Below are 18,858 nucleotides of genomic sequence, written 5' to 3' on the forward strand. Positions count from 1 at the left end.
CTTGGCTCAGACATCTCGCGCCGGTGACGGTGCAACCCTTGAGAGATTTGGCATGAGTCTTCTTGACATTCAAAACCTGCGCGTCGAATTCGGCGCCAAGGGCCGTGCCTTTCGCGCGGTGGACGGACTGGACCTGCAGCTGGACCAGGGCCAGGTGCTGGGCATCGTGGGCGAATCGGGTTCGGGCAAGTCGGTCGCGATGATGGCCGTCATGGGCCTGCTGGCCGGACAGGGCCATGTCAGCGCCGATCGCCTGCGGTTCGACGGGCACGACCTGCAGACCATTTCTGACCGCCAGCGCCGCAAGATCCTGGGCAAGGACATGGCCATGATCTTCCAGGACCCCATGACCTCGCTCAACCCGAGCTTCACTGTGGGCTTCCAGATCGAGGAGGTGCTGCGCGAACACATGGGCCTGCGCGGCGCGGCCGCCCGGGCGCGCGCCATCGAGCTGCTGCAGATGGTGGAAATCCCCGGGGCCGCGCACCGGCTGGAGAGTTACCCGCACCAGTTTTCCGGCGGCATGGCGCAGCGCGTGATGATCGCGATGGCGATCGCCTGCAACCCCAAACTGTTGATCGCCGACGAGCCCACCACCGCGCTGGACGTGACCATCCAGGCCCAGATCATGGAGTTGCTGGTGCAGCTGCAGCGGGCGCACAACATGGCCCTGATCCTGATCACGCACGATCTGGCCGTGGTGGCCGAGGTGGCGCAACGCGTCGCGGTCATGTACGCGGGCCAGGAGGTGGAGCAAGGCGCCGTGGAGCGCCTGTTCACCGCACCGGCACACCCCTACACCCACGCACTGCTCAGCAGCGTGCCCGAGCACAGCCGTGGCGCGCGCCGCCTGCACACCCTGCCCGGCATCGTGCCCGGCCAGTTCGACCGGCCCACCGGTTGCCTGCTCTCGCCGCGTTGCCCCAAGGCGCAGGACCGCTGCCACGTCGAGCGCCCCGAGCTGCTGGCGCAGGACGGCGTTCTGGTGCGCTGCTTCTACCCCATGACGGCGCAGGAGACGCTATGAACGCCACCCCGATGACCGCGCCCACGGCGCCCGTGATGCAGGCCGAATCGCTGACGCGCCATTACGGCGTGTCGCAGGGCTTCATGAAACCGAAGGTCACGGTCAAGGCCCTGGTCGACGTGTCGTTCACGCTCACGGCCGGGCAGACCCTGGCCGTGGTGGGCGAATCCGGCTGCGGAAAGAGCACGCTGGCGCGCCAGCTCACCCTGATCGAGCCGCCCACGGGTGGGCGCCTGCAGGTGGGCGACGAATGGGTGACGCCGGGTGACCGTGTGCAATACAAGCGCCTGCGCAGCCAGGTGCAGATGGTGTTCCAGAATCCCTATGCGTCGCTCAACCCGCGCCAGAAGATCGGCCACCAGATCGGCGAGCCCCTGCTGCTCAACACGACGCTGAGCGCCGCCGAGCGCAAGGACAAGGTGCTGGAGAGCCTCAAGCGCGTGGGCCTGCGCCCCGAACACTACGACCGCTATGCCCACATGTTTTCCGGCGGCCAGCGCCAGCGCATCGCGATTGCGCGCGCCATGGTGCTGCAGCCGAAGATCCTGGTGGCGGACGAGCCGACTTCGGCGCTCGACGTGTCGATCCAGGCCCAGGTGCTCAACCTGTTCATGGATTTGCAGGAGCAGTTGCAGACCGCCTATGTGTTCGTCTCGCACAACCTCGCGGTGGTGGAGCACATCGCCAACGATGTGATGGTGATGTACCTGGGCCGTGTGGTCGAAGCCGGACCCAAGGCAACCATCTTCGCCAACGCGTTGCACCCATACACCCAGGCCTTGCTCTCGGCCACGCCGTCCATCGACCCGGCGCAGCGCCAGAAGAAGATCAAGATCCACGGCGAGCTGCCCAGCCCGCTCAACCCGCCCACGGGCTGCGCCTTCCACAAGCGCTGCCCGAAGGCGGATGCGCGCTGTGAAAGTGAGCTGCCTTTGTTGCGGCCTCTGGAAGGTCGGCAGGTGGCTTGCCACCACGTCTGAGTCTTCCAGTTTTGAGTGGGGCGATGGCCTCCTTCGGCTCTCGGACCGGGCTGGCAGGGGCAGGTGGTCCGGGTGTTCGTTCTCCGTCACACCTCGCGGGTGTCTGCACGGGCGCGCACCCACCCCTTCTTCAACACCGTGGTGGCTTACGTCGGTGTGGGCAACCGCGAATGGGGACTGCGCCCGCCCACCCAAACCACCTGCCCCCGAAGTGATGTTCGAGCGAACCAGCAGGCACACCCTTCTGTCTTTGAGGTCGATGGCGGTTCCCCCGGGCGCAGGCCCCATTCGCCGTTGCCACAGAGGCCGCACGCACAAACAGTGTTGACGCAGTAGCCGATGCCCGCATGGGTGGCCGACGGCGAGCGTGGGCCGGAGAACGGGGGTGACGCCATCGGCCTGCGCGAGGTGCTGGCTCACCAGTCCCCGGACCCCTTCGCAAGGTTCAAGCGTTGAACTGCAGCGCAGCCAAACCCGCGTACACCCCGCCCTGCGCCACCAGCTCCGCGTGTGTGCCTTGCTCCACCAGCCGCCCATGGTCCAGCACCACGATGTGGTCGACCTGCTGCACCGTGGCCAGGCGGTGGGCGATCACGAGGGTGGTGCGGTCCTTCATGGCCGACTCCAGCGCGGCCTGCACCATGCGTTCACTCTGTGCGTCCAGCGCGCTGGTGGCTTCGTCCAGCAACAGCAGCGGCGGGTTCTTCAACATGGCGCGCGCGATGGCGATGCGCTGGCGCTGCCCGCCTGAGAGGCGCACACCGCGCTCGCCGAGAAAGGTGTTGTAGCCCTCGGGCAGCTGGGCGATGAACTCGTCGGCAAAAGCCGCGTGGGCCGCGGCGCGCACCTCATCGTCGCTGGCGCCGGGTTTGCCGTAGCGGATGTTTTCCAGCGCACTGCTGGAGAAGATCACCGGGTCCTGCGGCACGATGCCGATGTGTGAGCGCAGCTCGTGAAGGCTCAGCTGGTGGATCGGCACACCGTCGAGCGCGATCACACCCGAGGCCGGGTCGTAGTAGCGCAGCAGCAGGCCGAACACCGTGCTCTTGCCGGCACCACTGGGGCCCACCAATGCCACGGTCTGGCCGGGCTTCACTTCGAGTGAAAAACCGGCGAGCGCCGCCTGGGCCGGGCGCGAGGGGTAGTGGAACGTGATGTCCTCAAACCGCAGCGCGCTGCCGCCCTGTGGTGTGACCGCTGGCACCGGCGCCCCGGGCGACTGCACCGGGGACTCCAGGCTCAGCAACTCCATCAGACGCTCGCTTGCGCCCGCGGCGCGCAGCAGGTCGCCGTAGACCTCGCCCAGCACGGCCACCGCGCCAGCGAGGATGATGATGTAGACGACGGTCTGTCCCAGGTGGCCGGCGGTGATCTCGCCCGCAATGACCGCCTGCGTGCCCTGGTACAGGCCCCACAGCAGCAGGGCCGCCGTGCTGATGATGATGAAAGCCACCAGCCCGGCGCGCGCGCGGCTGCGCTTGACCGCGGTGCCGAAGGCCTGCTCGGTCGAGTCGGCAAAACGCTGCGCCTCGCGGTCTTCGGCGGTGTAGCTCTGCACGATGGGGATCGCGTTCAGCACCTCGGCGGCGATCGCGCTGGAGTCGGCCACGCGGTCCTGGCTGGCGCGCGAGAGTTTGCGCACGCGCCGGCCGAACCACATGCTCGGCAGCACCACCAGCAGGATGATCAGCGACACCTGCAGCATCACATAGGGGTTGGTCCAGACCAGCATCACCACCGCGCCCACGCCCATGAAGGCGTTGCGCAGGCCCATGGAGAGTGAGGATCCGACGACCGTTTGCACCAGCGTGGTGTCGGTGGTCAGGCGGCTCAGCACCTCGCCGGTTTGTGTCGTTTCAAAGAACTGCGGGCTCTGGCGCAGCACGTGGCTGTAGACCGCGTTGCGCAGGTTCGCGGTGATGCGCTCGCCCAGCCAGCTCACCAGGTAGAAACGCGCGGCCGAGAACAGGCCCAGCGCGACCGCCACACCGAACAGCTGCAGGAAATGCCCACGTAGCGCCACCGCCTGCGTGCCGCGGTCGCCCGACACCAGACCACCATCGATCAGGTGGCGCAGCGCCACCGGAAACAGCAGCGTGGCCGCCGCGGCGCCGATCAGGAACAGCACCGCCAGCCCTATCTGCAACCGGTACGGTCGCATGAACGGGCGCAGGCCGCCGAGCGCGGTGGGGGTGGTGGATTTGGGGCGTTCGGTGGGTGCGGCAGCGGTCATGGAAGGAGTGTGCCGGGTTTTGTCTTGCTTCACCCGGGATCACCTTGGGCGCGGGGCGGCGGCTGGTCTGCCGTGCTACAGCACCACTGCGCTGACGATCAGGAAGTAGGTCAGCAGGCTCAGCAGGTCCTGCACGATGGTGGCCAGCGGGCCGCTGCCGTAGGCCGGGTCACTGCCCAGCCGGCCCAACAGCCAGGGCAGCGCCAGCCCGATGGTGGTGGCGATGCCGCCCGCCGCCACCAGCGCACCCGACACCGCGAAAGCCAGCGACCAGTCGCCAAAGGCCAGCCACACGGCGGGCAGCGTCAAACCACCCAGCACCAGCCCGATCAGCACGCCGGTGCGCAATTCGCCACCGATCAGCGTGGACAGGCGGGCGTGGCTCAGCGAGAGCCCGCGCACCGCCACCGCTTCGGTTTGTGTGCCGATGGCGTCGGCCAGGTACACCAGTCCGGGCACGAAGAACGCGATCGCCGGATTCACTGACAGCGCGCGCTCGAACCTGACCACGATGAAGGTTGCCAGCACGCTGCCCACCAAGCCCAGCAACAGCCAGGGCAGCCGGTGCCGCAGGCGCCGCAGGGGCGGCTCTTCGATCGCCTCCCGCGCATGCAGTGTCTCGCGCGTGATGCCGGCGAAGCGGTGGATGTCTTCCACGTGTTCGCGCCGCAGGATGTGCAGCAGCGCCGGGGCCGGCACCACGCCCACCAGGCGCCCCTGGGCGTCGGTCACCGGGATCGCACTGAGTTCGTGGTGCAGCGCCAGCGATGCCACGCGCTCCTGGTCCGTTTCGTCGTGCACCTTGGGAAAATGGAGGTTGGCGACCTGGCCAACCCGTGTGTCACGGGGCAGTGCGAGCAGGGCTGCCAGCGGTACGACGCCCACCAAGTGGTCACCGGCATCGAGCACGCACACCAGGTCGATGCATTCGCTGGGCTGCGCCAGCAGCGCGTCCAGCACCTCGGCCACCGTCTGGTCTGGCCTGGCCCGGGGCACATCGGCCACCGCATGGCGTGCTGCGGTTTCGTTGTGGCGCGACGCGCGCGGGTCCTGTTCGGTGCGGGGGCGGGTCGCGGCGGGTGTGGCGGAGGGGTTGGGGTGCGACATGGGGCTCTTTCCGTGGTCGAGCGTGTGATCGCTCGCTGTGCGGAGTCTAGGTGCCCGGGGCGTAATTCGCTGGCGGGTCCCAGCGCGAACGGGTCAGGCGTGGGCGTGCGCCAGCGGACCCGAGATGCGGGCGTGGACCTGTTGCAGATCGGCGATGAGCGCGTCCACCTGTGCCATGAACTCGTTGCGGCTGGCGAGCGGGCTTTGTGTGATGAGCGCGGTGGAGCGTTCGGCCAGTGCCTGCTCCCCCGCCTGGCGGGCCCAGCGCCGCACTTCACAGTAGGTCAACAAGGCCAGACGGCTCATGTCGCCGCTGCGGCGAGCGTGTTGCAGGTCGCCGAGAAGATCCTCGAGACTGAGCTGGATGGGCGCGGTGGAAGCGGTCATGTTGCAGTGCAGCATATCCCGGTTTCCGAAAGCTTGCTGATCCATTCGTCGGTTGGTGGGGATTCAGGGCCCACAGCCATGCCTGCAGGGTCGTTTGCAGCGGGATGCTCCGGCGTGCCCGGCCCTGGGGTGACACGCTGGCCGGCACTCAGAATGCTGGCCGCGAAATCCCCTGAATCCGCGTTTCGATCTCACGCACGTCGAATGCCGAGAAATCGATGTCCTGGGCCACCTCGACGCGTTGGTCCACGGGGCGGCTGAGAGCCGCCTTCAGTTCGCTGCGCGAGTTTCTGACAAAGATGCGGGCGATGGAACTGTTGGCAACCAGAATCCATTGTTTCGTCATGTTGGTTCCAGGGCGTGGGTCGGGTCCGGCGGCTTGACAGGGCCAGACCCCATAGGCACCCCTCCAGGCGGCGTATGACGTCCAGCGTTGAGCAGGCTCAATCGCAGCGTCGACGGGATGCCCAGAATGCATGTGTACCCGTCCCCCGGCTGTGGCGGTGGATTCTTCGAGAGGCATTCAACAAGGGCTCGTCATGCTGAAATTTCTGATCGCAGTGGATGGTTCTGTGCACGCGAAGAACGCCATCGAGGCTGTTGCAGCTTTGGCGCGTGCTTCAGCACAGCTGGAGGTGATCCTCGTGAACGTGAGGAACGACCCGATCTATTACGCTGAACTGCCACCCGATGCGCTGCAGGAACTGGAAGCCGCGGTGCTCACCCAGCAGGCCCGGGTGCTTCAGGAAGCCGCTGCACTGGCCCGTGCCAGTGGCCTGACCGTCAGTGCCACGCGGGACCCCAGTGGGACGGAAGCCACCGAGATCGTGCGGGCGGCCGAAGAGCTCGGCGTGGACCAGATCGTGATGGGTACCCGTGGCATGGGCGCCATCGGAGGCCTGTTCATGGGCTCGGTTGCACAGCGGGTGGTCCATCTTGCCAAGACGCCGGTCCTGCTGGTGAAGTAGGGCCGGCGCGTAGCCGCTGCCAGGACCGACACTTGGTGCGATCACACCACCACGCGGGTCCAATGTCCTTGGCTGGTTTCCGGCGCACCCGGCAGGCTGGGCGCTTTGTCCAACTCGGCCTTCGGCGTGTGCATCGCGAGTTCGCGGTCCATGCCGTTGCGGATGATCTTTGCCAGTCCGCCGACCTGCTTCGCACAGGCTTCGATCACGTCGTCCAGTGAAATGATGCCACTCAGGTGATGCTCACCATCGGTCACCAGAAGGCGGCGAACGCCGCTGTCCTGCATGGCGACAACCGCCTGGTCCAGGCTGGCATTTTCGGCAATCAGCGTGAGGTCCACATGGGCCAGATCGCCCACTTCTATGTCCAGCTCCAGCGGCATGCGGGCCAGTGCGTCAACGACCAGATCGCGGTCGGTCACGATGCCGCACACCTGTTCGCCCCTGGCATCGCTGCAGGTAACGACCAGCGTTCCCACATGGTGGTCGCGCATCATGCGAGCGGCCTCCATGAGCGAACGCTGCGCGTCGATGGTGACAATATCCCGGTTGCAGATGGCGCTGACTTGCATGGTGCCCTCCTTGTGAGCCGTCTTGAGTGGAGTGACCGAGCGCTTATCGTGCTCCTTTCGGCGGTTGTGCAATTGCGTTCAATCAACTGATGGCGCTGGCAGAGTCGGCTGTCTGCGGCATTCGGTGGTTCACGCATGGCTTTCTCCGGGTTGACTTCGGGAAGCGGGCGGTACAGGGGTCATTGAAGGGCCGGCAGGCCCACGCTTTGCGCCAGTGCGATGCGTTGCGAGGGTTTCAGGCCCAGCCGGGTCGCCAGCAGCCGGCGGTCAACCAGACCGCGGACCACCGTCGCCAGACCCGCGCTGGCGCAGTAGAGGTAGACGTTCTGGGCAATGCACCCCGCGTCCGCACCCACCAGGAAATGGCGCTCTTCCGGTGAAGCCGGCGTTGCCTTCGCGAAGTCGGCCACATAGACCAGGGTCAGGGGCGCGCTGCCCACGAAGTCTTGCGTGCCGGTGATCGCTCGCAGGTCTTCGGCCTTCACCAGATTCAGGCGATGGCACAGCGCGTCGTAGCGGAAGCTGCCTTGCGCCAGAACCACGTAGAGATCCATCTCCTGCCAGTTGTGTGCCGATGGCGCGGTGCGGCCATGACTGGAAGGCCGGTTGATGCCGAAGGCGGCCCAGAGCAAGGCCGAAATCTGTTCGGCCGACAACGGGTCTCTGGAAAAGCTGCGGCTGCTCGTTCTCTGACGCAGCGCATCGACCAGCGTAGCCTGTACCGGTAGAACCGGGGGTGGGAGCGGGAAAGTGTCGGTTTCGAAATCGATGGCAATGTCGGTCATTTCGAGTCCCTGTCCATGCGTGGGTTGGTGACCCAACACCAAAAAAGAAGGCCCGCCAAACCCTGACGGGTGGCGGGCCCTGTGAAGGTCCCCGGCATCGCGTGTGACCGTCCTGCCGGTCTGAGGGTGCCTTCACCCCTCGTGGTGTCGGAGACACCACGACCTTTCCCTCTGAGGGGAAACCTCACCTGACCGCTCGTCAACGGACTTGCATCACATTCCCCGATCGGCAGTTGCAGTGTGCTGCGACCGGGGATGGGCGTCATTGAGCATGCTCAATCCAGGCGCTGGTTTTCCGCGCGGCTCAGTTGACGTCATGCCCGAATTCCGGCCATGGAGGTACGGTTGCTTTCGGCATGATCGAAGGGGCGCCAGGAGAAGCGATGAAGAGGTCGAGATTTTCAGAGAAGCAGGTCGCCTACGCGCTGCGGTGGGCTGAGTCGGGAACCCCGGTGGTCGATGTGCAACCAGGCCAGAAGACTCGGTTTGTGCCGTTACCTGCGTCCCCGCCTTTTCCGCCCGTCCTCCAGGCCATTCCAGCGCCAGTGGAAGCGAGAGGCGCTCCATGCGCGACGCGATCCGGTTTGAAGCGCGGTCATGGTCAGGTGCGGGTGGTATCAAGCTGCGAGGCTAAGAGCCTGCGCGTACCTGCCTTGCGCAGGCACGCGGTGAGCCGGTGTTCGAGCGCGGGGGGGCGCGGGCGCATCCAGTTGCCGCCGCGTGCTGCGAGCGAAGGCGCCGAGTCCGTCCATGTCCAGGATCTCGACCTCGCGAGCGCACACTTGGACCAGACCCAGTGAAGAGAGGGTGGTGAAGCTGCGACTGACAGTTTCGTGCGCCACTCCCAGCAGGCTGGATATCTCGCGCCGCCCCATCCGCAGGAGAAAGCGGCGCGGCGACTGACCGCAGTCCGCCATGCGTCGGGAATGCTGGATAAGGAAACGCGCCAAGCGCACCTCGGACGCGACCGCCGCCATGATGTCCACGAGTTCGCGGCTGCGCGCGAGGGTGAGGCTTCCGGAGCGCTGCAGCATCAGGCCAAAGGCCGGAAGCGCTTCACACAGGCGTGGTATGTCGCACCTCGGGACCACATAGACGGCAGACTCCTCCAGGGCGGTAATGGCCACCGGGTATGTGGCCATGCAAAGCGCGTCAAATCCCAGTAACTCGCTCCGGATGGCAAAGGCCAACACCTGTTCGTAGCCGTCCTTGTCGGTTCGGAAAACCTTGAAAGTGCCTGCGCGGACGAAGAAGAGGGCATCGGCTGGTGCGCCCTCGTGTACCAGGCTCTCGCCGGTATGCACCTTGCGAATGGTCACAGGTAGGCGCGCAGCGATATCCGAAGAGCCGGCCGGAACGCCGGACAGTTGCAACAAATCGGCGATGGTGGCCCCAACAGACTTCGTGGGTATCAGGCCATGCGGAGTTCTCTGGTCGGTGATCTGGAATGGGTCCGGACAGTTCATCGGGTGGCTCCTGAAAGGGACTTCTTGGCGTTGTCTGAAGCTTTTAGCATCTGACAAAGCGCGCGTTCCTGCTATCAGACTGGGCATTCAGATGAGCTCGGAAACAGCGCTATTGGTCAGGGAGTTTTACCTATACGGAGTAGGAGTATTCCGAAAGACAACTTTGGAATTCAACGACGATCTCGTCACGGCCGAACTTTTGTATCCGGAAATCACGAGAATCGGGCTCGAGACTGCATGGGTTTCGCATGCTCCGTGCGGCGTTGTCTTGACCAGGGCTGCCGCTGCAACACACCCATGACCCCTCCCGCACATGGCGACGAAAGGGCCACGAGATGAGCAACACAATGCGCGCCATGGTGCTGGAGCGGCCCGGTACCCGCCTGCGCCTGACGCACTGCGCGGTGCCAGAGCCCGGCGCCGGGCAGATCCTGATCGCGGTGGAAGCCTGCGGCGTGTGCCGCACCGACCTGCACCTGGTGGACGGCGAGCTGCCCGACCCGGTGCTGCCCATGATTCCCGGCCACGAGATCGTGGGCCGGGTGGTGGCGCTGGGGGCCGGTGTGCAGGGCTGGCAGGTCGGACAACGCGTGGGCGTGCCCTGGCTGGGTTGGACCTGTGGCCACTGCCGGTTCTGCCGTGCCGGACGGGAAAACCTGTGCGAACGGGCGCGCTTCACCGGCTACCAGATCCCCGGCGGCTACGCGCAGTACACCGTGGCCGATGCGCGCTATGGCTTCGCGCTGCCCGAGGAACCCGCGCCCGAGCACCTGGCACCGCTGCTGTGCGCGGGGCTGATCGGCTACCGCGCGCTGCGCATGGCGGGCGATCCGCAGCGGCTCGGGGTGTACGGCTTCGGCGCGGCGGCGCACCTGATCACGCAGGTGGCGCGGCGCCAGGGCCGCGAGGTGTTCGCGCTCACGCGCCCGGGCGACGCCGAGAGCCAGGCGTTTGCGCGCAGCCTGGGCGCGACCTGGGCCGGTGGCTCGGATGAAACGCCACCCGAACCGCTGGACGCGGCCCTGATCTTTGCCCCGGCGGGTGCGCTGGTGCCGGCCGCGCTGCGGCACGTGGAGCGGGGCGGCTGCGTGGTGTGCGCGGGCATCCACATGAGCGACATCCCTTCGTTTCCCTACGCCTGGCTCTGGGGCGAGCGCTCGCTGCGCTCGGTGGCCAACCTGACGCGGCGCGATGGCGACGAGTTCTTCGAACTGGTGCGGCAGGCGCCGCTGCAGACCGAGGTGCACGTGTTCGCGCTGGAGCAGGCCAACGAGGCGCTGGACCAGTTGCGTCGCGGCGCTTTCCAGGGCGCGGCCGTGCTGCGCATGGACGCGCCGGCCTGAATGCGCAGGCGGTTCAGGCCCTGAGCTGCGCGATCACCTCGTCGTCCTCCACCTGGGGAAAGTCGCGGTAGAACTGGCCGACGGCCTGGAAGTCTTCGGGGGCGTGCAGGCAGACCATCTCGTCGGCCAGGGGCTGGACAAGCTCCAGTGCTTCGATCGACGACACCGGCACGGCACAGACCAGCCGCTTCGGGTGGCGCTGGCGCACGCTGTGCAGCGCGGCGATCATGGTCGCGCCGGTGGCCAGGCCGTCGTCCACCACGATCACCACGCGCCCGGCCGGGTCGATGGGGGTGCGCAGCGGCGAATACATCGCACGGCGCGCATCGAGCGCCCGGAGCTGCTGGCGCTTTTCTTCGGCGATGTAGTGTGGGTCGGCGCCGACCTCGGCCGCATAGGGTGCGATGGTGCTCCAGCCGCTCTCGTCGATGGCGCCGATGGCCAGTTCGGGCTGGTAGGGCGCGTGCAGCTTGCGCACCAGCACCACGTCGAAATCGCCCTGAAGCAGACCGGCCAGGGTCTTGCCCATGGGCACCGCGCCACGGGGAATGGCGAGCACCAGCGGTTTCTGGCCCCGGTAGGCGCCCAGGCGGGTCGCCAGCTGGCGGGCAGCGTCTTCGCGGTCCTGGAACATGGTGGGTCCTTTCAAGTGGCCCAGCCTGCGGGCGCTGGCCGCAGCAACTGGACGCTGAAGTCCGGCTCGTAGGGGGGCACATGGCATTCGATGATGTCGGTGGGCGCGACTTCCAGCCGCAGCCCCACCACGTCGGCATGCAGCGGCAACGTGGTCACGCAGCGGTCGGCCAGAACCACGAGGTGCACGGCCGCAGGGCGTTTGCGGGTCAGCCAGTCCACCACCTTCAGCGCGGAGTGACCGGTGTAGAGCACATCGTCCACCACGAGCAGGGTGTGGTCGCGCAGGTCGAGCGCGGCGTGGTGCGGCGCTTCGGCGAACTGCGTGTCGGGGAACAACAGCGTGAGGTCGTCGGCGTAGCGCTTGACCGACAGGTCCAGCCGCAGCGGCGGGACCAGGCCATGGCGCTGCACCATGCGCTGGCTCAGGCGGTCGGCCAGCGGCGCGCCCCGGCGCAGCACGCCCACCACCGCCACCGGGCCGCGGCCGTGCAGCAGTCCGGCCGCCTGCTGTGCCATGCGATCCATGACGGTGTCGAGGCTGGCGCTGTCGTAGAGACAGGTTCGGGTGCCTTGGGGTGCGTTCATGGGCGTGACCGGGGCGCTGCCTTGGCGGCCATCGTTGGATCTGCGCAGTTCATCGGGAACTCCTCAGGTGTCTTGCTGGCAGGAGAAGTCAACGCTCAGCATGAGACAAACCGCCCCACCCGGCTATCGGACTCGGCATTCAGATGAACCCGGAAACCGCGGCATGGATAGGGGAATTTTTCCGATACCGCGTAGGAGTATTCTGGAATGCTGACCATGGACCTTCCCTGGTCTTTGGTTTGCAATGACTTTGCTCAATCCACCCGCAGATCAGCGCCCCCGAAGATGAGAGGTCCCACTATGATAAAAAAATCTGAAATAGGAGCAGGCATGTACGACCCCCACTCGTCAACAGAGCCCACGGAGATGGATGCTGCTGTGCAGTCAGGTGCGATCCATGCGGCACTGGAAGGCATCGTGACCATCGACGAGGCGATGCATATCGTGATGATCAACCCGGCCGCGCAGCGCATGTTTGGCCAGCCCGCCGCGCAGCTGCTGGGGCAGGACCTGTCGGTCCTGATTCCGGGTGCCTTGCGCGAATTGCACAGGGCGCATGTGCAGAAGTTCATGGCCTCTGAGGTCGCCGAGCGCCCCATGAGCGAGCGTGGACAACTGATGGGCTTGCGCGCGGATGGCTCCGTGTTCCCCCTGGAGGCCGCGATCTGCCAGGTGGAAGCCTCCAGCAAGTTGGGCGGCCATCGCTACTTCACGGCGATGCTGCGCGATGTGAGCAACGAACAGAAGCTCGCGGCCCAGGTCGACCACCTCAATCGCCGGATGCGCATGCTGTTTGACTTGTTGCCCGTGGCGATCTGGATCACCGAAGGCGAGTCGGTGGTCTATGCCAACAGCGCCTGTGCCCGGCTGTTCGGCGTGGCGCAGCGCGAAAGCCTGACCGGGCAGTCGATCTATGCGCTGCTGCACCCCGCAACCCACGAGCAGGTGCGCGAAAAGGTGGCCCACGCGCTGGCCTCGGAGGACGAGGTGCTGCCCATGCACGGGAAGATCGCCCGCCATGATGGCTCGTCCCGCGATGTCGAGATGGTGGTCGCTGCACTGCCGGATCACTCGCGCACCCTGGTGCAGATGGTGCTCTCCGACATCACGAAGCAATCGCAGGAGCGGCGGGCGCTGCTGGCGTCGCGGCGCACCCTGCGGGACCTCGCCGCGAGCCTGGTGGACACGCGGGAAGAGGAGCAGCGGCGCATGGCCCGCGAGCTGCACGACGAGCTGGGTCAGCGGCTCACGGCCCTGAAGCTGGAGTTGTCGGTGCTGGAGGGCACCGAAACACCATGTGTCCCTTCGGCGCGCACCCAATCCATGATCCAGATGGTTGACGACACGATGGCCGCCACGCGGCGGATTTCCATGGATCTGCGACCTTTGATGCTGGACGACCTGGGTGTGAACGCGGCCATCGAATGGCTGGCCCATGAATACGAACGGCGGGCGGGGTTGCAGGTTTCGCTGCGCTGCGACCCGCTGCCGGACCAGTTGCCACAGAAGGTGCTGACAGCGCTCTACCGCATCGTGCAGGAAGCCCTGACCAACATCGTGCGTCACGCAAACGCCACCCGTGTGGCGATTTCCATCGTCCACACGGGCTCGTCCATCGAGCTGCGTGTCGAAGACAACGGCGCCGGGTTTCCCGAGCAGCCGCTCCGGGTGCCGGGCAAATCGTTTGGCCTGATCGGCATCCGCGAGCGTGTGCTCATGCTCGGTGGAGAATTGAGCCTGGGCAACCTGCCGGGTGGCGGTGCGAGCATGGTCGTGAAGCTGCCCATGTCCGGCACGGACAGCACCGGGGAACCGCTGGAGAGCGCGGAGAGCCTGTTGCAGCTGCTTGCTGGCGCCGCCCCCTTTGACACCTTGAGCTGAGCCATGCCATCCCAAAGCCACCCCCCGGACGGCCTCGTCGACAAGCTGGCCCACGAACTGCATGTCCACCAGATCGAGCTGGAATCGCAGAACGAAGAGTTGCGACGCACAAAGTCCGACCTGTCGGCAGCACGTGACCGTTACCAGGACCTGTTCGACTTCGCGCCGGTGGGCTATTTCACGCTCGACCGGAGCGGCGTCATCCTGGAGTGCAACCGGGCCGGTGCAACGTTGGTGGGAGCGCGCCGCGCCGAGTTGAAGGGCTGCAGTTTCTCGCGCTTCGTGTCGCCCTCCGACAGCGATCGCTGGCACCTGTACACCCGGAAGGTGCTGGGTGAGGAGGGTCCGCAACGCATTGAACTGGCGCTGCAGAGAGTGGACAGTCCAGATACCTGGCATGGTCAGATCGACTGCCAGCAGATGACCCTGCCGGGCCAGGAGCCCGCGCTGTGGGTCACGCTGACCGACGTCACCGAGCGGTTCCGCGCCGGCATTGACCAACGTGTTGCGGCCCAGGACGCGGATGCGCGCGAGGCAGAGCGGCAGCGGGTGGCGCTGGCACTGCACGAAGACCTTGGGCAGCGCCTGAGCGCGCTGAAGATGGAACTGGTGAGCTTGTCGTCCGGCCAGGAAAGCGAGGTCTACCGCGAGCGCCTTGGCGGCCTGCTGGCTTCGCTCGACGATGCGGTGTCCACCGTGCGCCGCATCACGCAGGAACTCCGGCCCCCCATGCTCAACGATCTGGGGCTGGCTGCCGCCATCGAATGGCTTGTTCACGACATCGCCCGCCGCGTGGAGTTGTCGTTCACGCTGTCGCTCGACGCTGTGGCCCCGGACCTGGGCGAGCAGACCCGGCTGGCGCTCTACCGTTTTGTCCAGCAGGCCATTGCCCTGCTGGTGCTGGACGCGGGCAGCACCGAACTTCACATCGGAACCCACTGCGGTCCTGACCATTTTGTGCTGGTGCTGCGTTCCCGGTGGCAACAGCAGGCCACGCCCGGCACCCCGCCGCTGGATCCGGAAGCCGCCCGCATCCTGGAGCACCGGGCGCGGGCGATGGGCGGCCGCCTGGCGATTGACCTTCCTCGCGACCCCCTGGGCTGGATCCACCTGGAACTGTTCATGCCTCTGACGAAGCCGCAACACACCGACACCGGGCACGGAGATGCCCGATGAACGAACTGACGACGAAATCCGGGCTCAGCCTGCTGCTGGTTGACGACCACACGGTGGTGCGCGAAGGCCTCAAGCGGCTGATCGATCCGCAGGCCAACCAGTGGAGCATCACCGAGGCCGGCACCGGCTTTCAGGCGATCGAATGCCTGCGCCGCCAGCCTTTTGACCTGGCCATCGTCGACCTGTCCATGCCGGGCATGAGCGGGCTCGAACTGACGCGCCGCATCAAGAGCGAGTTTCCGTCGGTGGCGGTGCTGGTGCTCACGATGCACAGCGAAGAGCAGTACGCCATCCGCGCGCTGCAGGCGGGTGCCAATGGCTTTGTGACCAAGGACAGCGCGGCCACCGAGCTGGTGGCCGCCGTGCGCAAGGTGGCTTCGGGCGGGGTGTTCCTCTCGGCGCTGCTGGCCGAGCGGGTGGTGCAGCAGCTCAACGGCCAGAGTCCGGTGCCCGACCTCCAGATGCTCACCAACCGGGAACTCGACATCCTGCAGCGCATCGTGAACGGGCAGCGCCCGGTGGACATTGCCGACTCGCTGCACTTGTCGATCAAGACCATCAGCACGCACAAAAAGCGCATCCAGGAAAAACTCAAGCTGGACAGCACCGCAGCCCTGATCCGTTTTGGGCTGGAACACCGGCTGGGCAGCGAACTCATCGATCCTCCTGTCGACGACAATTGAGACCCCAGGCGCCAGCTTGGGGCATTCGATGGTTTTGAGAGGTGCGATGACAACCCACAAGAATCCGACCGCCAGCCCATCCGGCGACACCGATCAAAGGGCAACTCGTGACGCCAACGGGGTTGCCCACCCGGCATTCAGCACCTTTCCCGTGGTGGCGATCGGCGCTTCAGCCGGCGGGCTGGAGGCTTTCGAGCAGTTCTTCCGCGCCATGCCGGCGGACAGCGGCATGGGCTTTGTGCTGGTGCAGCACCTGGACCCCACGCACACCAGCATCCTTTCGGAAATCCTCCAGCGCAGCACGGCCATGCCGGTGGTCGAGGCGGTCCAGCAGATGCCGATCGAGCCCAACCGCGTGTATGTGATTCCGCCCAACCACGACATGGTGATCACGCGCGGTGCGCTGTGCCTGAGCGTGTCGTCGCGCTCGCGCGGCGGGGGGCAGATGGCCATTGATCGCTGCTTCCGCTCGCTGGCCGAAGACCAGGGCGAGTACGCGGTCGGCATCGTTTTGTCTGGCACTGGCACCGACGGCACCCTGGGCCTGCGGGCGATCCACGGCGCCGGTGGCCTTTGCCTCGTGCAGGACCCGGCCACCGCCAAATACGACGGCATGCCCACCAGCGCCATTCAGGCGGGTTTCGCCACCCAGGTGCTGGCGGTGCAGGACATGCCCAAGGCGCTGGAGGCCGACGCGCGGTTGCGCCGTCTCATGGCGCAGAACCAGGGCGCCGCTGCGGCCGACAAGCGCCTGACGCGCGTGCTGATGCGTCTGCGCTCGGCCACCGGCCACGATTTTTCCCAGTACAAAAAGAGCACGCTGGGCCGCCGCATCGCGCGGCGCATGGCCCAGCACGGGCTGGCTGACATCCCGGCCTACGAGCGCTACCTCGCCGAGCACCCGGGTGAGGTGCAGGCCTTGTTTCACGAACTGCTGATCAACGTCACCAGCTTCTTTCGCGATCCCGAAATTTTCGGGTATCTGAAGGCCAACGTGCTGCCCGGCATGATGGCGGACCGGACGATGGGTGATCCGCTGCGCATCTGGGTGGCCGGTTGTGCCACCGGGGAAGAAGCCTATTCGCTGGCGATGTTGTTGCGCGAACTGGCGGACGAGCAGCACCTCGATCTGCCGGTGCAGATCTACAGCACCGACATCGACGCCGAGGCCATCGCCATCGGTCGCACCGGCCTGTACCCGCCCAACATCACCGAAGACGTGTCGCCCGAGCGCCTGCGCCGGTTTTTCCTGAAGGAAGACAAGGGCTACCGCGTGCGCAAAGAAATTCGCGAGATGGTGATTTTTGCGCTGCAAAGCGTGATCAAGGACCCGCCCTTCACCCGTCTTGACGTGCTGTCGTGCCGCAACCTGCTGATCTACCTGGAGCCCGAGCTGCAGGACCGGCTGATGCCGATCTTCCACTACGCGCTCAAGCCTGGCGGCGTGTTGTGCCTGTCGCCCTCGGAAAGCATTGGCAGCCACCAGGACCTGTTTGAAACGGTCGATCGCAAGTTCAACATCTACCGTGCCAAGTCCACCCTGGCCTCGCGCCGAGCCCTGCTCAACAGCCGTATCGCCTGGACTCCCGAGGGCACCCCGTCCGAATCGGGCGCGGCCAGGCCGCGGCTGTTGCGCGAGACTTCGGTGACCGAGCTGGCGCGGCGCGCGCTGCTGCAGGCCTTTGCGCCGGCTTCGGTGCTCACCGAACTCAACGGCGACATCCTCTTCGTGCACGGCGAGACGGGCAAATACCTGCGCCTGGCGCCGGGCCAGCCGTCGAACAACATTCTCGACATGGCGCGCGAAGGCCTGGCGCTGGAGCTGCGCGAGGCCATGCACCAGGCGCAGTCCGAAGGTCTGCCGACCCTGGACCGCGAGATCGCAGTGCACAGCCCCGACCAAACCCAGACAGTGGGCCTGAGCGTGCGCGTGCTGCCAGGGTCCGGCCAGGGCCACAAGCTGCTGCTGGTGAGTTTTCGCGAAATCGAACGGCCGGTGCCTCGCCGCGGCGGGCGCAGGAGCAAATCGAGCCTGTCGGCCGAAGCCCTGCGCATCGAGGAACTCGAACGCGAGCTGGTGCTGAGCAAGCAGAGCATGGGCGCGATGGTCGAGGAGCAGCAGGCGTCCAACGAAGAGCTGCAGAGCACCAACGAGGAGCTTCAATCCACCAACGAAGAGCTTCAGTCCACCAACGAGGAGCTGGAAACTTCCAAGGAAGAATTGCAGTCGGTCAATGAGGAACTGGTCACGGTCAACTCCGAGTTGCACAGCAAGGTGGAGCAACTGACCAGCATGCAGGACGACATGAAGAACCTGCTGGACAACATCAGTGTGGGGGCCATCTTCCTGGACCGCGAGTTGATGATCCGCCGCTTCACACACGACGCCACCAGCGTGTATCGCCTGGTGGCCACCGACCTGGGCCGTCCGCTGGCCGACATCCGCAGCGAGCTCAAGGAGGTGGACCTGCTCGCGGACGCGCGCTCCGTGCTGGACACCTTGACCCCGATCGAGCGCGAGGTGCAGGCGGGCCGCGTCTGGTACCTGGCGCGCATCCAGCCCTACCGCACCATGGACAACGTCATCGAAGGCGTGGTGCTCACCTTCAACGACGTGACCGAGCGGGTGCAGGCCATCGCCGCGCGCCGCGCCCGCGACCTGGCGGAAGCGATCGTGGACACGGTGCACGAACCGCTGGTGGTGCTGGACCGGCAGCTGCAGATCGTGACCGCCAACAGCGCCTACTGGAGCCGTTTCGGCGGCAATCCGGTCGGCGATGTGGGGAAGAGTCTTTTCCAGACCGGCGCCGGGCAGTGGGACTTCGCCGCCATGCACGAATGGCTCGATGCGATGGGGTCACCCGAGCGCACGATCACGGCACTTGAACTGGCGCGGGAGTTCCCTGCGCTGGGGCAACAGAATCTGAAAATTTCCCTGCGTCGGGTGACCGAAAAGGGCGGCCACTCCGATCTGGTGCTGCTGAGCATCCAGGTGCTGTAGGCCGGTGGCGCAGACCCCGCGGCAGGGG

The 18,858-nt window shown here is 66.2% G+C and carries 17 protein-coding genes; 8 read left to right on the forward strand and 9 right to left on the reverse strand.

Annotated elements, in window-relative coordinates; genetic code table 11:
• Nucleotides 1-52 precede the first annotated feature (52 nt).
• Both F3K02_RS11950 and F3K02_RS11955 read left to right on the forward strand, forming a co-directional pair.
• The gene (locus F3K02_RS11950; RefSeq protein WP_177135821.1) at nucleotides 53-1,027 is read left to right on the forward strand and encodes an ABC transporter ATP-binding protein; all 975 of its coding nucleotides are present in this window, start codon (nucleotides 53-55) and stop codon (nucleotides 1,025-1,027) included.
• Nucleotides 1,024-2,007 carry a dipeptide ABC transporter ATP-binding protein gene (locus F3K02_RS11955; RefSeq protein ID WP_281362772.1) on the forward strand — a complete coding sequence of 328 codons (984 nt, stop codon included), beginning with the start codon at nucleotides 1,024-1,026 and terminating at the stop codon, nucleotides 2,005-2,007. The genes F3K02_RS11950 and F3K02_RS11955 overlap by 4 nt, the downstream gene beginning before the upstream one ends.
• Before the next feature lie 445 nt (nucleotides 2,008-2,452).
• Here F3K02_RS11955 and F3K02_RS11960 read toward each other — a convergent pair whose 3' ends face one another.
• The 4 genes from F3K02_RS11960 to F3K02_RS11975 all read right to left on the reverse strand — a co-directional run bounded on the left by F3K02_RS11960 (nucleotide 2,453) and on the right by F3K02_RS11975 (nucleotide 6,080).
• Nucleotides 2,453-4,240 (reverse strand): ABC transporter transmembrane domain-containing protein, encoded by a 1,788-nt coding sequence (locus F3K02_RS11960; protein WP_177135822.1) that lies wholly within the window; start codon nucleotides 4,238-4,240, stop codon nucleotides 2,453-2,455.
• A gap of 75 nt (nucleotides 4,241-4,315) precedes the next feature.
• Nucleotides 4,316-5,347, reverse strand: coding sequence for a magnesium transporter (locus tag F3K02_RS11965; RefSeq protein WP_177135823.1), 1,032 nt, complete (start codon nucleotides 5,345-5,347; stop codon nucleotides 4,316-4,318).
• Between the two features lie 93 nt (nucleotides 5,348-5,440).
• Nucleotides 5,441-5,734 carry a hypothetical protein gene (locus tag F3K02_RS11970; protein WP_177135824.1) on the reverse strand — a complete coding sequence of 98 codons (294 nt, stop codon included), beginning with the start codon at nucleotides 5,732-5,734 and terminating at the stop codon, nucleotides 5,441-5,443.
• 148 nt (nucleotides 5,735-5,882) lie between these two features.
• Nucleotides 5,883-6,080 (reverse strand): hypothetical protein, encoded by a 198-nt coding sequence (locus F3K02_RS11975; RefSeq protein ID WP_177135825.1) that lies wholly within the window; start codon nucleotides 6,078-6,080, stop codon nucleotides 5,883-5,885.
• A gap of 193 nt (nucleotides 6,081-6,273) precedes the next feature.
• Here F3K02_RS11975 and F3K02_RS11980 point away from each other — a divergent pair, with 193 nt between their 5' ends.
• Nucleotides 6,274-6,702 carry a universal stress protein gene (locus F3K02_RS11980; RefSeq protein ID WP_177135826.1) on the forward strand — a complete coding sequence of 143 codons (429 nt, stop codon included), beginning with the start codon at nucleotides 6,274-6,276 and terminating at the stop codon, nucleotides 6,700-6,702.
• A gap of 41 nt (nucleotides 6,703-6,743) precedes the next feature.
• Here F3K02_RS11980 and F3K02_RS11985 read toward each other — a convergent pair whose 3' ends face one another.
• The 3 genes from F3K02_RS11985 to F3K02_RS11995 form a co-directional block, all read right to left on the reverse strand.
• Entirely contained in the window at nucleotides 6,744-7,274 is a 531-nt protein-coding gene (locus F3K02_RS11985) for a CBS domain-containing protein (protein ID WP_177135827.1), read from the reverse strand.
• A 179-nt stretch (nucleotides 7,275-7,453) separates the two neighbouring features.
• Nucleotides 7,454-8,059, reverse strand: coding sequence for a nitroreductase family protein (locus F3K02_RS11990; protein ID WP_177135828.1), 606 nt, complete (start codon nucleotides 8,057-8,059; stop codon nucleotides 7,454-7,456).
• A 617-nt stretch (nucleotides 8,060-8,676) separates the two neighbouring features.
• Nucleotides 8,677-9,525, reverse strand: coding sequence for a Crp/Fnr family transcriptional regulator (locus tag F3K02_RS11995; RefSeq protein WP_177135829.1), 849 nt, complete (start codon nucleotides 9,523-9,525; stop codon nucleotides 8,677-8,679).
• A gap of 347 nt (nucleotides 9,526-9,872) precedes the next feature.
• On the opposite strand from F3K02_RS11995, the gene F3K02_RS12000 reads away from it, so the two are divergent.
• A complete protein-coding gene (locus F3K02_RS12000; protein ID WP_177135894.1) occupies nucleotides 9,873-10,868 on the forward strand; it encodes a zinc-dependent alcohol dehydrogenase family protein in 996 nt (331 codons plus the stop codon).
• 13 nt (nucleotides 10,869-10,881) lie between these two features.
• Here the strand turns inward: F3K02_RS12000 and F3K02_RS12005 are convergent, their stop codons facing one another.
• Both F3K02_RS12005 and F3K02_RS12010 read right to left on the reverse strand, forming a co-directional pair.
• Complete coding sequence (locus F3K02_RS12005) at nucleotides 10,882-11,502, reverse strand: phosphoribosyltransferase (protein WP_177135830.1); 621 nt, start codon at nucleotides 11,500-11,502, stop codon at nucleotides 10,882-10,884.
• A gap of 11 nt (nucleotides 11,503-11,513) precedes the next feature.
• Entirely contained in the window at nucleotides 11,514-12,089 is a 576-nt protein-coding gene (locus F3K02_RS12010) for a bifunctional pyr operon transcriptional regulator/uracil phosphoribosyltransferase PyrR (protein WP_177135831.1), read from the reverse strand.
• Between the two features lie 330 nt (nucleotides 12,090-12,419).
• Between F3K02_RS12010 and F3K02_RS12015 the strand changes: the two genes are divergently transcribed.
• The 4 genes from F3K02_RS12015 to F3K02_RS12030 are packed head-to-tail and all read left to right on the forward strand — an operon-like array spanning nucleotide 12,420 to nucleotide 18,830.
• Entirely contained in the window at nucleotides 12,420-13,970 is a 1,551-nt protein-coding gene (locus F3K02_RS12015; RefSeq protein WP_177135832.1) for a PAS domain-containing sensor histidine kinase, read from the forward strand.
• A 3-nt stretch (nucleotides 13,971-13,973) separates the two neighbouring features.
• Nucleotides 13,974-15,146 (forward strand): PAS domain-containing sensor histidine kinase, encoded by a 1,173-nt coding sequence (locus F3K02_RS12020; protein ID WP_177135833.1) that lies wholly within the window; start codon nucleotides 13,974-13,976, stop codon nucleotides 15,144-15,146.
• Nucleotides 15,143-15,829, forward strand: coding sequence for a response regulator (locus F3K02_RS12025; protein WP_177135834.1), 687 nt, complete (start codon nucleotides 15,143-15,145; stop codon nucleotides 15,827-15,829). Before F3K02_RS12020 ends, F3K02_RS12025 begins: the two co-directional genes overlap by 4 nt.
• A 46-nt stretch (nucleotides 15,830-15,875) precedes the next feature.
• Nucleotides 15,876-18,830 carry a chemotaxis protein CheB gene (locus tag F3K02_RS12030; RefSeq protein WP_177135835.1) on the forward strand — a complete coding sequence of 985 codons (2,955 nt, stop codon included), beginning with the start codon at nucleotides 15,876-15,878 and terminating at the stop codon, nucleotides 18,828-18,830.
• The last annotated feature ends 28 nt before the right edge of the window (nucleotides 18,831-18,858 follow it).

Source organism: Hydrogenophaga aromaticivorans, from assembly GCF_013387465.1.
Lineage (GTDB): Bacteria > Pseudomonadota > Gammaproteobacteria > Burkholderiales > Burkholderiaceae_C > Hydrogenophaga > Hydrogenophaga aromaticivorans.

Excerpts from the sequence above, each read along its gene's own strand:
- F3K02_RS11950 (WP_177135821.1), top strand. The coding sequence starts at position 53 with ATGAGTCTTCTTGACATTCAAAACCTGCGCGTCGAATTCGGCGCCAAG.
- F3K02_RS12030 (WP_177135835.1), top strand. The coding sequence starts at position 15,876 with ATGACAACCCACAAGAATCCGACCGCCAGCCCATCCGGCGACACCGAT.
- F3K02_RS12020 (WP_177135833.1), top strand. The coding sequence starts at position 13,974 with ATGCCATCCCAAAGCCACCCCCCGGACGGCCTCGTCGACAAGCTGGCC.
- F3K02_RS12025 (WP_177135834.1), top strand. The coding sequence starts at position 15,143 with ATGAACGAACTGACGACGAAATCCGGGCTCAGCCTGCTGCTGGTTGAC.
- F3K02_RS12005 (WP_177135830.1), bottom strand. The coding sequence starts at position 11,502 with ATGTTCCAGGACCGCGAAGACGCTGCCCGCCAGCTGGCGACCCGCCTG.
- F3K02_RS11975 (WP_177135825.1), bottom strand. The coding sequence starts at position 6,080 with ATGACGAAACAATGGATTCTGGTTGCCAACAGTTCCATCGCCCGCATC.
- F3K02_RS11985 (WP_177135827.1), bottom strand. The coding sequence starts at position 7,274 with ATGCAAGTCAGCGCCATCTGCAACCGGGATATTGTCACCATCGACGCG.
- F3K02_RS12010 (WP_177135831.1), bottom strand. The coding sequence starts at position 12,089 with ATGAACGCACCCCAAGGCACCCGAACCTGTCTCTACGACAGCGCCAGC.
- F3K02_RS11960 (WP_177135822.1), bottom strand. The coding sequence starts at position 4,240 with ATGACCGCTGCCGCACCCACCGAACGCCCCAAATCCACCACCCCCACC.
- F3K02_RS12015 (WP_177135832.1), top strand. The coding sequence starts at position 12,420 with ATGTACGACCCCCACTCGTCAACAGAGCCCACGGAGATGGATGCTGCT.
- F3K02_RS11955 (WP_281362772.1), top strand. The coding sequence starts at position 1,024 with ATGAACGCCACCCCGATGACCGCGCCCACGGCGCCCGTGATGCAGGCC.
- F3K02_RS11965 (WP_177135823.1), bottom strand. The coding sequence starts at position 5,347 with ATGTCGCACCCCAACCCCTCCGCCACACCCGCCGCGACCCGCCCCCGC.
- F3K02_RS11990 (WP_177135828.1), bottom strand. The coding sequence starts at position 8,059 with ATGACCGACATTGCCATCGATTTCGAAACCGACACTTTCCCGCTCCCA.
- F3K02_RS12000 (WP_177135894.1), top strand. The coding sequence starts at position 9,873 with ATGCGCGCCATGGTGCTGGAGCGGCCCGGTACCCGCCTGCGCCTGACG.
- F3K02_RS11995 (WP_177135829.1), bottom strand. The coding sequence starts at position 9,525 with ATGAACTGTCCGGACCCATTCCAGATCACCGACCAGAGAACTCCGCAT.
- F3K02_RS11980 (WP_177135826.1), top strand. The coding sequence starts at position 6,274 with ATGCTGAAATTTCTGATCGCAGTGGATGGTTCTGTGCACGCGAAGAAC.
- F3K02_RS11970 (WP_177135824.1), bottom strand. The coding sequence starts at position 5,734 with ATGACCGCTTCCACCGCGCCCATCCAGCTCAGTCTCGAGGATCTTCTC.